Origin of the sequence: Thermoactinomyces sp. FSL K6-2592, assembly GCF_038006465.1 — a bacterium.
Classification (GTDB): Bacteria; Bacillota; Bacilli; order Thermoactinomycetales; family Thermoactinomycetaceae; genus Thermoactinomyces; species Thermoactinomyces vulgaris.
The window spans coordinates 1,699,098-1,710,548 of sequence record NZ_JBBOVH010000001.1 but is presented as its reverse complement, the minus strand read 5'-3'; the positions used below and the strand labels follow the sequence as shown (position 1 = coordinate 1,710,548).

Genomic DNA, 11,451 nt, shown 5'->3' with positions numbered 1-11,451 from the left:
TGGGGCAATATTTTTGATCCGGATGAAAAAAATGGATAAAGGGGATGATAGGGGAATAAGGAGGTGAAAAAAATAAGAAAGTGGTATGATAAAATATGGTATGAAAAATGGAGCTTGTACCAATTTTTGTTATCCAATTCTAAATAATGGTGTTACAATAAGAAAAATTTTTTGCATCGAATGGAGGAAGGATTACCATTGGTTAACCAACAACGGCTGATTGATGAATTCATCGAACTTGTCACAACGGATAGCGAAACAGGGGATGAACGGGTCATTTGTGATTTATTGAAGGAGAAGTTGACAAACCTCGGTTTTGATGTGAAAGAGGATCGTTCCAGTGAAAAAACCGGACACGGTGCCGGAAATATCGTGGCGACGTTAGGCGGAACGTTGGAAGATGTACCGAAAATCTACTTTACCTGTCACATGGATACCGTCGCACCCGGAAAAGGCATCCGGCCCGTCATAAAAGATGGTTATATCCAATCGGATGGAACGACGATTTTGGGAAGCGATGACAAAGCGGGACTGGCAGCGTTGATGGAAGGAATCCGCTTGATGAAGGAACAAAAAATCCCGCACGGAAAAATTCAATTTATCATCACCGCCGGCGAAGAATCGGGATTAATCGGTTCGCGCCATTTAGACTTGAGTCTGGTGGATGCCGATTTCGGTTTTGCCTTGGATTCCAACGGGCCGGTGGGCGAAATTATCACTTCCGCCCCGTCCCAAGTGAAAATCATAGCGACGATTTACGGGAAAGCGGCTCACGCCGGGGTGAATCCGGAAGACGGAATCAGCGCCATCCAGGTGGCCAGCCGGGCTATTTCCAAAATGCGCCTGGGCCGGATCGACAGTGAAACCACCACCAATATCGGTTCATTTCACGGCGGGACGGCCAGCAATGTGGTTCCGGAAAAAGTGGAGATCATTGCTGAAGCCCGCAGCCGTAATGAAATCAAATTAAAAGCACAAGTAAAGCATATGGTTCAGGCATTTAAAGAAGCGGCAGACGAGCTCGGGGCCCGTGCCGAAGTCGAAACGAACGTGCTTTATCCCTCATTTAAATTCACCGAGAAAGATTTGGTCGTGCAAAAAGCCATGGCGGCGGTGGAACGGGTCGGCCGCAAACCGAAATTGGATGTGAGCGGCGGAGGAAGTGATGCCAATGTCATCGCCGGATACAACATTCCGACAGTAAATCTGGGAATCGGTTATGAAAACATCCATACAACCAGTGAACGGATGCCGGTTCAGGAATTGATCAAAGCAGCCGAATTGGTTGTGGCATTGGTAGAAGAGTGTGCCAAAGTTCCGGTGCCGCAAAGTCTGTAGTCATAAGAACCCCGGCCGGGGGTTCTTTCTTTTTTGAGACACATACATCAGTTTGCGGTTTTTCTTCGGAAACTATGCATTCATTTCCGGTGACCCGGCCGTGAAAAATCAGGATGGCATGTCGGCCCGGAAGTTTGGATCCAGTTTTTTTAATTTATCCATGATCCGCCGTTTGCGGTATAACATCATGCCGGCTTCCGCCACTTCTTCGACCGTGGAGCGGTTGATGAAGGCTCCGAAGAGAATGCCGATGACCGGCACGATTTGAAAGAGTTTTTTCCAGCCGAAATGATCACGGTACGTTGCAATCACTTCCCGCCATCCCTGAAATTCGGAGATGGCTTCCCGTTGGTTTTTTTCGGAACCGGTTTCTGCCAGCTGCTTGAGAATGGATTGTTTGCCGACATAGTCGGCGGAAGCAAATTGCAAACATTTGACAATGAAGATTCGCTCTGATTTTTCTTTGGGCTGATATCCATAGATAATGGCCATTTCTTGCAAGGCGTGAAGCGAAATGCCGAGCAAGGCGGGGATGTCTATGGCCAAGGTGAAAATTCCGCCGAATCCGGTGGTGGCCCCTTGCATGGTGGCGAGTTGCTTGTGTTTTTGCATGGCTGTTTCGGCAACTTCGTTTAACAGGGATAACGGAAGTTGCCCGATTTCTTCCGGCGAAAGGGATGGACCGGGAATCCCCGCTTTCCTGGCGATGACCGAAATGGTTTGGCGTTCCTGAATCAAATACTCACCGCCGGTTTGGATATAGCTTCCCAATTCATCAAAAAACTTCCCCAGCACGTTATGGACGGCCTGAGGCGTGATTTTATCCAAAAGCGCAAAAGGGAGCCGTCCGATTTTTTCCCAAAACCACAAATCTTTTTGATCTTTTTCCCATTGGCTGATCCTTTCCCATTCGCTTAACAAAAATTCCTTGCTGTCCTGTGAAAAACGTTTCATTTAGACAGATCCCCTCTTTTCACAACAGGAAGTCACCCGACGTACCGGTTTAAAATGCGGTCCACCGAACGGCCGTAGGATTCACCAAAGACATTCAAGTGAACCAATAAATAATACAATTGATAGAGTGGTTTCCGCTCCGGATAGGATGGAGAAACCGGGTAAACTTCTTGATAGGAATCATAAAAAGGCGCAGGAAATCCCCCGAACAATTCCGTAAACGCGATTTCCAGCTCATGATGGGCAAAGAAGACGGCCGGATCAATCAAACACGGAGAGCCACCCGGGCCGGTGATCCAATTGCCTCCCCATAAATCACCATGGATCAATGAAGGTTGTACTTGCCCGGGAATCCAACGTTCCAGTTGATTTATCAGCGCTTCCAGTTTTTTTCTTCGCTTTCCGGTGATCGTTTGGCGGTCAATCCCCAATTCATATTGAACTTTTAAGCGTTGATCCCGATAAAAGGAGCGCCAGTCGGTCATCCAGGCATTTCGTTGCGGAAGGGTTCCGATCAGATTGTCCTCATGAAATCCGAAGGCTTGTCCGCGAACCTGATGAAGGCGGGCCAATCCTCTGCCAAGTTGTGGAATGGTCGTTTTGGTTTCCGTTCCTTCAATCCATTCCAACAGAAGCAGGGCGGTTTGGGTTTCTTTTTCATAAAAGGTTCCGTAAACGTCAGGAACGGATAAGGTGTTTGTCTGTTTAATCGCGTTTAATCCGTTGACTTCTTTTTGGAAAAAGGTTTCCGGAACCGGACGGTTGATTTTGGCAAAATAAGATCGCTTGGTTGTGTTGATCCGGAAGGTTTGATTGATGCTTCCGCCGGAGACCGGGTGAATTTCGGGGGGATCCTTTTCATCCAAAAGTTGGCGGAGTGCTGTTTGAAGGATGGTTTTCATGTCCGGATCCTCCTGTGCAAAAAGTATCCGGATTTATTTTAACAATTATTTCATTTTGACTAAATAGGGATGTTGGGGATGGCATTTTTCAAGATATTGCTTGACCGTTAAAGGATGGACAGCCATTTTCTTTAAATAAGAACGGATTTGCCCGGCGGTTCCCGTCAGGCGAATGCCGTGCGGACCGGTTTTGAATTCCATATTGCACGCCTCCGGTAACAAAGTGTTTAATTCTTTTTTACGTCAGTGCAAGTGAACTTATACATCCGCCGACGTTACCGGAGATTTGCAAACACATTGACGGAAAAAACATGTAATTTGATAGGACAATTTATATTGCGAATCCGGGTGCATATATACATTTATGGAGGTTCTTTTTCTGTTATAAGCCAAGTTTGCTGAATGGGTTTCAAAGGAACGGTTGCTTCTTCGTGTTGTTATCAAGAGGAAATTTCCTCAGATCATAAGGAGGGATTTCAATGCACCCTTGGTCACCCTGTGGGAGCATGTATGATGCCACCTTCCAATCCAGTCTGTATCCGCTCATGGGCCGGAAGGTTTCCGTGCAAACGATCCGCGGGAGTGTAACGGGAAGGCTCACACACGTTCAGAGTGATCATGTCGTGGTTCAATCCGGCGGGGCTCCTTTTTTTATTCGCATGCAACAAATCCTTTGGGTCGTGCCGGTTACAAAAAGCAAGAGACAACGGATGACTTCTCCGCTTCCTTGTTGATGGCATGACCTGAATTTGATCCGGTTTTTGATGCATAACCAAGGGAGGGGAAAGGATGTTTAAACGTTATAATCGTCTGGCTATTGAATTACCCGTCCCCGAACACGGGGATGCCAATGCGGCGGCGGCTGTTCAGGAATTGCTCGGCGGACGTTTCGGAGAAATGTCCACCTTAAACAACTATATGTTCCAATCCTTCAATTTTCGTGCCAAAAAAAAATTGAAACCCTTTTACGATCTGGTTGCCAGCATCACGGCAGAGGAATTCGGTCATGTGGAACTTGTCAGTGCAGCCATCAATTTATTGTCCACCGGCATCACCCGTCCGGGGGATCCGGACACCACACCATTAAGAAACGGGTTGGATGCCCGAAATACCTATTACTTTATCGCAACGGCCCAGACCGCGCTTCCTGCCGATTCGATGGGCAATCCATGGAACGGAACTTATGTGTTTAACAGCGGCAATTTAATTGAAGATTTCCTGCACAACTTTTTCCTGGAGATCGGTGCCCGCACCCATAAAATGAGGGTTTATGAAATGACTGACGCGCCGGTGGCCCGGGAAATGATCGGTTATCTTTTGGTGCGGGGAGGCGTGCATATCGTTGCCTATGCCAAGGCGCTGGAAATCCTGACCGGTGTTGATGTCACCCGCATGCTTCCCATTCCGAGTCTTGACAACTCCAAATTTGATTATGCCAGAAAATACATCGAACAAGGACTGGATAACATTCTTTACACTTGGAGTGAACATGACTACCGCGACATCGACAGAATCTGGAGAGGGAAAAACCCGGAAACGGGTGCACCGCTCCGTGTGGTGGTCGGAGCTCCCAAAGGAGCCCCCATGCCCGATTTGGAGAAAAAACCGGAAGAGTTTGCCCCGGGCATTGACAAGGATCATTATGAGTGGGTGTTAAAAAAATTGAAATTTTATATGTAAACGGCTCACAGCCACAGTCCGGCACAGGGTTGGGCTGTTTTCTTTTTTTGATACGTTTTCTGGTACACGCGGTTCACTGCGTTATAATGGAGGGGATATCGCAAACAGGAGTGACGAGCAATGAAAAAAAATCTGGAAGAGAAAACGATTGCCACCCAAAAAATATTCACCGGAAAAGTGATTGATTTACAAGTGGATGATGTCCTGCTTCCCAACGGAAACGTCTCCAAACGTGAAATTGTGACACACCCGGGGGCCGTGGCGGTCATGGCGCTCAATGAAGAAGACAAGCTCGTGCTTGTACGGCAATTCCGCAAAGCGTTGGAAAAAACGATTTTGGAAATTCCGGCGGGAAAACTGGAAAAAGGCGAAGATCCGAGGGACAGTGCCCGGCGGGAGTTGGAAGAAGAAACCGGTTATCAGCCCGGCCGTTTGGAAGAAGTGGTCTCGTTTTACACCTCCCCCGGTTTTGCCGATGAGAAAATCCATTTGTACTGGGCGACCGGTCTGGAAAAAGGAACCCGCAATCCGGATGAAGACGAATTTGTGGAGCTGGTCGAGCTGACCATGGAAGAATGTTTCAAACGGATTGAAACCGGAGAAATCTGTGACGCCAAAACGATTTTTGCCGTTTATTTTTGGAAAAACCGGGTGGAAGCCGGCGATGAGTGAACTGAAGACCCTTTATGCCGATTTTCATATTCATATCGGGAGAACCAGTCGCAATCATCCGGTAAAGATTACCGCGGCCAGAAACATGACCTTTGAAAACATCGTCAAAGAGGCACACCATCGCAAGGGGCTCGGCATGATCGGCGTGATTGACAGCCAGTCTCCGCCGGTGCAGGAGGATATTCTCGACGGGCTTCGATCCGGATGGTTCCGGGAGCATCCGGACGGGGGAATCGTTTACAAAGAGACGACCTGTTTGCTCGGAGCCGAAATTGAGATCCGGGAACCGGACACGGGCCCGGCTCATGTGCTGGTGTTTGTAAAAACTTTGGAGAAGGTGCAGCAATTGACTGCTTGGCTGAAAAAGTCGATGAAAAATGTACAGTTGAGTACCCAAAGGCTTTATCAGCCGGTTTCAAAGTTGCAGGAAAAAGTGGAAGAGCTGGACGGGTTGTTGATTCCCGCCCACATTTTTACGCCGTTTAAAAGTGTTTATGGCAGTGCCGTCGACTCCATGGGGCAGCTTTTTGATTTGAAGAAAGTGGCTGCGGTCGAATTGGGGCTGAGCTCCGACTCGGAATTGGCGGACCGGATTTCGGAGTTGAATGCATTTCCGTTTTTAACGAATTCGGATGCGCACTCCCTGCCGAAAATCGGACGGGAGTACAACAAGCTTTTGGTGAAAGAAGCCAGTTTTGAAGAATTCCGCAAGGCGTTGAACGGGGCGGACGGCCGAAAAATCCTTAAAAACTACGGGTTGAATCCGCGATTGGGTAAATATTACCGGACCCGGTGTTTAAAATGCGGTGAGCTCTGGCCTCATGAAGAAACGCCGGTTTGTTTGCATTGCGGAAGCAAAAAGAGAGTCAAAGGTGTTTTGGACCGGATTTTGGAAATCAGTGACCAATCTTGCCGCCATCCGTCATTTCGTCCTCCGTACCAATATCAAGTTCCATTGGAATTTATCCCGAAACTGGGGAAAAGTACTATGGAAAAACTGCTGGACGCATTTGGCACTGAAATGAACATTCTTCATGAAGTTCCGGTCGAAGCGCTTGAAAGCGTGGCGGGAAGCCACATCGCCCGTCACATTCTCATGGCCCGGGAACAAAAACTGGCTTTCGAAGAAGGCGGGGGAGGCATATACGGACGGGTGAAACCAAGCTGACCACATGAATTGTGGCCGGCTTTTTTTATACCCGCCTTTTCTTAAAAGATGATCCATTCCGGGAACAAGAAAGAAGAACGTAGTATAATGGATTTAACATCTGTACCGGTTAAGTTTGAGCGATGAAAGGTGAAGAAGGGATTGGGAAAACACCAGAGGTGAAATTTGGAGTGATGGGAATGGCTTATTTGGATTGGTCTCAGAAGTTGCTGAAAGTGAGCGGGTCATGGGTTCTTGTATGTGTGATTCTTTTAATCTTGTTCAAAGGATTGATTTTCCTTCTCCGCAACAAAAAATTATCGGTTTTCATCGCTTGCTTCAAAGGGATTTGGGCTGTCTTTTTTATCCTTTACTATGGTTTGATCTGTATATTTATTTATCGATTTCTGATTTATCCGTCTTTTGGCGGGGATCCGGTTTGGGAGATTGGAATGACGCTGATCATTTTTGGCCTGGCGGTTTTGTTCTGGATCGGCCCCGTACGGGGAATCCTGGGATTCAAAGCTACCCGGACCCATCCCGAGGCGGCTGGCGGTTCCAAAGACGGCTGGGTGATTGAAAGCTGGTGGGGGGACGAGGTGTTGCCGGAGCGGAACCGGGATCCGGGCGAATGAACCGGAAGCAGGCAAATCTATAGAATCTTTTCGTATATTTTGGCTTTGTCCGTCATAGTTTCATAGTGATGGACAAAGGAGGCGGAAAGTATGAAAAGAAGACCGGGTCCCTTTGAGCATACACTGAGGTCCCATTTTCAGAGTCAAAAGTCGTTATATATTTTCGTCACGACCCTGTTTATGATGGGAGTGATTTTTGGCGCCGTTTTGGTCAACTCCTTGGATCCGTCTCAAAAAGAAGGGTTGCTTCATTATCTGGGGTATTTTTTTCAGGGGTTAAAAGACGAGACCATTGCCGAGCCGGGGGTTGCTTTCCAACATTCATTGGGAGGCCATTTGAAAACGATCGGTTTGATGTGGATTTTGGGCTTGTCGGTCATCGGGATTCCTGTTTTGTTGGTTCTCTTGTTCTTAAAAGGCCTGGTCATCGGGTTTACGGTGGGGTTTCTTTTTTCAAAATTGTCCTGGCAGGGGCTGTGGTTTGCGATTGTTTCCATTGTGCCGCAAAATTTGCTGATCATCCCGTCGATGATTATCATCACCATGGCCGGCATCCGTTTTTCCATCACCCTGATTAAGAATCGTTTGATTCATCATCGTGGAGCCATTTATCCGCATTTTGTCTCCTTTTCGCTGTTGGTGACGGGCATGGCGGTGGTTATGCTGGTTTCTTCCGCCTTTGAAGCTTATGTTTCCCCGGTGATGATGAAAGAGGTTGTGCCAACCGACATCACTGTGAGTCAAAATCCATAATTTATAACAATTATTATTTGATAATATTTCTCGATTGGATTGACTCCTCTGCTTTGGTCAAATATAATGGTGTAAGACAGACAGGGGGGTGTCGTTATTGGAAGATCGGGTGAATCAAATTAAACAACAATTATCCGCCCATAACTATAAATTGACCCCCCAACGGGAAGCGACGGTCCGTGTGCTTTTGGAAAATGAGGAAGATCATTTGAGCGCGGAGGATGTCTACCTGTTGGTGAAGGAAAAAGCTCCGGAAATCGGGTTGGCAACCGTGTATCGGACGCTGGAGCTTTTAAGCGAATTGCAGATTATCCATAAGTTGAATTTCGGAGATGGTGTAACACGGTATGAATTTCGGGCTGAAGGGGCGGAACATCACCACCATCACCTCATCTGTCTCCATTGTGGTACAGTCGATGAAATTACGGAGGATTTGCTAGGCCCGATTGAGGAACAGGTGGAGAAAGATTTTGATTTTCAGATTGTGGATCATCGGTTGACATTCCATGGAATTTGCCATCGTTGTAAAGGAAAAGTATCCAATTTAAAAAAACTGGTAGGATCCAAAGTGACGTGAGATCTCTTCAGATCTCACGTTTTTTATGTTTAAAATCCGATATATATTCCATCCTATAAATGGAAGCTCAAACCAAAGGAGGGTGTTGAATATTGAAAGTCGGAATTCCCAAGGAGATCAAAAACAATGAGAATCGTGTCGCCATCACACCCGCTGGTGTCGACCTTTTGGTGCAAGCCGGGCACGAAGTCATGGTGGAGTCCGGTGCCGGCGAGGGAAGCGGATTCAAGGATGAAGAATTTTTGGAGCATGGCGCCCATATTCTTCCTTCCGCGGCCGATGTGTGGGGCAAAGCGGATATGATTTTAAAAGTAAAAGAGCCGTTGAAAGAGGAGTTCCAATATTTTCGCGAGGATTTGATCTTATTTACTTATTTGCATCTTGCGCCGGAGCCGGAATTGACAAAGGCGCTGATGGATCAAAAAGTTTCCGCCGTTGCCTATGAAACGGTGCAATTGGATAACGGGTCCCTGCCGCTTTTAACCCCGATGAGTGAAGTGGCCGGCCGGATGTCCGTGCAAATCGGAGCACGCTTTTTGGAAAAACCGCAAAGCGGTGCAGGCGTGTTATTGGGCGGAGTGCCCGGTGTGGCCCCTGGCAATGTGGTGATTATCGGAGGCGGAACGGTCGGAACCCAAGCCGCCAAAATGGCCTTGGGCATGGGGGCCAATGTGACGATCCTCGATATCAATGCGGAGCGGCTCAGACAGCTGGATGATTTGTTTGCCGGACAACGGATTCAAACGTTGATGTCGAACCGGTTCCATATTGCCGAAGCCGTCAAACAGGCGGATTTATTAATCGGGGCGGTTCTGATTCCGGGACGGCGGGCACCCAAGCTGGTCACGGAAGAGATGGTCCAAACGATGAAAGAAGGATCCGTGATTGTCGACGTGGCGGTGGACCAGGGGGGATCCATCGAAACGGTCGACCGGATTACCACACACAGTAATCCCGTCTATGAGAAATACGGGGTGGTGCACTATGCCGTTCCCAATATCCCCGGTGCGGTTCCCCGGACTTCCACCATGGCTTTAACCAATGTCACCATGCCGTATGCCAAAGAGATTGCCGATAAAGGTTTGGAGCAGGCCGTAAAAGAGAATAAGGCGCTAGCCAAAGGAGTCAACGTGATCCACGGGCACGTGACCTACAAAGCCGTGGCGGAAAGCCTCGATTTGCCTTATACGCCGCTTGATGAGGTGATGGGATAAAGGGATGTTTCACTCCCGGATGATGTCATAAAAGATTGTCTTTCACATAATGTTTATAAAAATGTTTGAAAAGGGACGATCTTTTATGGTAATTTCTTTGCGTAAGGTGAAACAGTGGGTGAAATTTTTGTTATTATTTACCTTATTTACGCTTTTGCTGTATCAGCTTTTCATGATCCTGGCTCCTTATTTCCAACCGGACTTTCTGTATGAAGAGCCTTCCGGCGGAGCGGTGAAAGTGATTGCACAAAATATAGATACTCATGAATCCTCATCCACGCTGAAAGAAATGAAAGAACGGTTGCTTTTGTTTTACTGGATGGGGGAATGAAAAAGAACGCCCACCGTTCTTTTTTTTTCTCATGGATTATAATGGGAATCGGAAGGAGATGAAGAGATGAATCGTTTTAAACGTGTCGCCTTGATTGTATTAGACAGTGTCGGAATCGGGGCTTTGCCGGATGCCGGTGAATTTAATGATGAAGGTGCGCATACGCTGGGGCATATTGCCGAATATGGAGACGGGCTCAAAATGCCGAATATGCAAAGCCTCGGGTTGGGAAATATCGAAGCCTTGAAAGGGATTGAGCCGGTCGCGGAACCCGAGGCCTGGTACGGAAAAATGAAGGAGATCTCCAGAGGAAAAGATACAACCACCGGACACTGGGAGTTTATGGGGATTTATACGGACAAGCCCTTTAAAACCTATCCGGACGGATTTCCCACGGAATTGATTCAAGCGTTTGAGGAAAGAACCGGACGCAAAGTGATCGGGAACAAACCGGCTTCCGGAACGGAAATCATCAAAGAATTGGGCGAAGAGCACATGAAAACCGGTGCATTGATTGTCTATACTTCCGCCGATAGCGTGTTTCAGATTGCCGCCCATGAGGAAGTGGTGCCACTGGAGGAATTGTACCGGATTTGTGAAATCGCCCGTGAATTGACCCTGGATGAAAAATATTCCGTCATTCGCGTGATTGCCCGGCCGTTTGTGGGACAACCCGGAAATTTCACCCGTACGGCCAACCGCAGGGATTATTCGGTCAAACCGCCGGAAAAAACCGTGTTGAATCATTTGAAAGAAGCGGGCAAAGATGTGATCTCCATTGGGAAGATTTCCGATATTTATGCCGGTGAAGGAATTACATATTCCCTGAAGACCAAATCCAATATGGATGGCGTGGATCAGTTCCTCAATATCATGAAAGAGGATTTTCACGGACTGGCGTTTGTGAATTTGGTGGACTTTGATGCCAAATACGGCCATCGCCGGGATCCGGAAGGATATCAACAAGCGTTGGAAGAGTTTGATGCGCGGGTGCCGGAGATTTTGGCATCTCTCCAAGAAGATGATTTATTGATCATCACCGCCGACCACGGAAACGATCCAACCCATCATGGAACCGATCACACCCGGGAATACACGCCGCTTTGGGTGTATGGGAAACGTTTGGTCAAGCCCGGACAATCGTTGGGTGTGCGGGAATGTTTTGCAGACGTGGGAGCCACTATTGCAGAAAACTTTGATGTGACCATGCCGAAAATCGGAAAAAGCTTTCTGAAAGAATTGAAATAA

14 protein-coding genes are annotated in these 11,451 nt (G+C 47.6%); 11 read left to right on the top strand and 3 right to left on the bottom strand.

The genetic code is table 11. The annotated features are described in order from the left end of the window. Positions 1 to 198 precede the first annotated feature (198 nt). A complete protein-coding gene (locus tag NYE37_RS08975) occupies positions 199 to 1,338 on the top strand; it encodes a M20/M25/M40 family metallo-hydrolase (protein WP_049719961.1) in 1,140 nt (379 codons plus the stop codon). Positions 1,339 to 1,446: 108 nt separating this feature from the next. On the opposite strand, the gene NYE37_RS08970 is transcribed toward NYE37_RS08975, so the two are convergent. From NYE37_RS08970 to NYE37_RS08960, 3 genes are read right to left on the bottom strand one after another with little or no spacing between them, the layout of a single operon-like run. Continuing rightward, positions 1,447 to 2,292 carry an EcsC family protein gene (locus NYE37_RS08970; RefSeq protein ID WP_049719962.1) on the bottom strand — a complete coding sequence of 282 codons (846 nt, stop codon included), beginning with the start codon at positions 2,290 to 2,292 and terminating at the stop codon, positions 1,447 to 1,449. Between the two features lie 32 nt (positions 2,293 to 2,324). Beyond that, positions 2,325 to 3,194, bottom strand: a complete 870-nt coding sequence (locus NYE37_RS08965) for a fructosamine kinase family protein (protein WP_198050612.1) — start codon at positions 3,192 to 3,194, stop codon at positions 2,325 to 2,327. 45 nt (positions 3,195 to 3,239) lie between these two features. Next, positions 3,240 to 3,395 carry a Z-ring formation inhibitor MciZ gene (locus tag NYE37_RS08960; RefSeq protein WP_131470937.1) on the bottom strand — a complete coding sequence of 52 codons (156 nt, stop codon included), beginning with the start codon at positions 3,393 to 3,395 and terminating at the stop codon, positions 3,240 to 3,242. 278 nt (positions 3,396 to 3,673) lie between these two features. On the opposite strand from NYE37_RS08960, the gene NYE37_RS08955 reads away from it, so the two are divergent. The 10 genes from NYE37_RS08955 (at position 3,674) to deoB (ending at position 11,451) form a co-directional block, all read left to right on the top strand. Further along, the gene (locus tag NYE37_RS08955; RefSeq protein WP_231855173.1) at positions 3,674 to 3,928 is read left to right on the top strand and encodes a DUF2642 domain-containing protein; all 255 of its coding nucleotides are present in this window, start codon (positions 3,674 to 3,676) and stop codon (positions 3,926 to 3,928) included. Between the two features lie 55 nt (positions 3,929 to 3,983). Continuing rightward, positions 3,984 to 4,874 (top strand): manganese catalase family protein, encoded by an 891-nt coding sequence (locus NYE37_RS08950; protein WP_049719965.1) that lies wholly within the window; start codon positions 3,984 to 3,986, stop codon positions 4,872 to 4,874. Positions 4,875 to 4,994: 120 nt separating this feature from the next. Then, the gene (locus tag NYE37_RS08945; RefSeq protein ID WP_049719966.1) at positions 4,995 to 5,546 is read left to right on the top strand and encodes an NUDIX hydrolase; all 552 of its coding nucleotides are present in this window, start codon (positions 4,995 to 4,997) and stop codon (positions 5,544 to 5,546) included. After that, positions 5,539 to 6,714, top strand: a complete 1,176-nt coding sequence (locus tag NYE37_RS08940) for an endonuclease Q family protein (protein ID WP_340711929.1) — start codon at positions 5,539 to 5,541, stop codon at positions 6,712 to 6,714. Before NYE37_RS08945 ends, NYE37_RS08940 begins: the two co-directional genes overlap by 8 nt. 158 nt (positions 6,715 to 6,872) lie before the next feature. Further along, positions 6,873 to 7,328, top strand: coding sequence for a hypothetical protein (locus NYE37_RS08935; RefSeq protein WP_198050613.1), 456 nt, complete (start codon positions 6,873 to 6,875; stop codon positions 7,326 to 7,328). A 90-nt stretch (positions 7,329 to 7,418) separates the two neighbouring features. After that, positions 7,419 to 8,081, top strand: coding sequence for a stage II sporulation protein M (gene spoIIM, locus NYE37_RS08930; protein WP_198050614.1), 663 nt, complete (start codon positions 7,419 to 7,421; stop codon positions 8,079 to 8,081). A gap of 97 nt (positions 8,082 to 8,178) precedes the next feature. Continuing rightward, on the top strand, positions 8,179 to 8,658 hold the full coding sequence (gene fur, locus NYE37_RS08925; protein WP_037997491.1) for a ferric iron uptake transcriptional regulator: 480 nt from the start codon (positions 8,179 to 8,181) through the stop codon (positions 8,656 to 8,658). Positions 8,659 to 8,750: 92 nt separating this feature from the next. Beyond that, positions 8,751 to 9,872, top strand: coding sequence for an alanine dehydrogenase (gene ald, locus NYE37_RS08920; RefSeq protein WP_049719970.1), 1,122 nt, complete (start codon positions 8,751 to 8,753; stop codon positions 9,870 to 9,872). Between the two features lie 49 nt (positions 9,873 to 9,921). Then, positions 9,922 to 10,203: a DUF4227 family protein gene (locus NYE37_RS08915; RefSeq protein ID WP_082240766.1), complete on the top strand. Its 282-nt coding sequence runs from the start codon at positions 9,922 to 9,924 to the stop codon at positions 10,201 to 10,203. A gap of 66 nt (positions 10,204 to 10,269) precedes the next feature. Further along, complete coding sequence (gene deoB / locus NYE37_RS08910) at positions 10,270 to 11,451, top strand: phosphopentomutase (RefSeq protein ID WP_049719971.1); 1,182 nt, start codon at positions 10,270 to 10,272, stop codon at positions 11,449 to 11,451.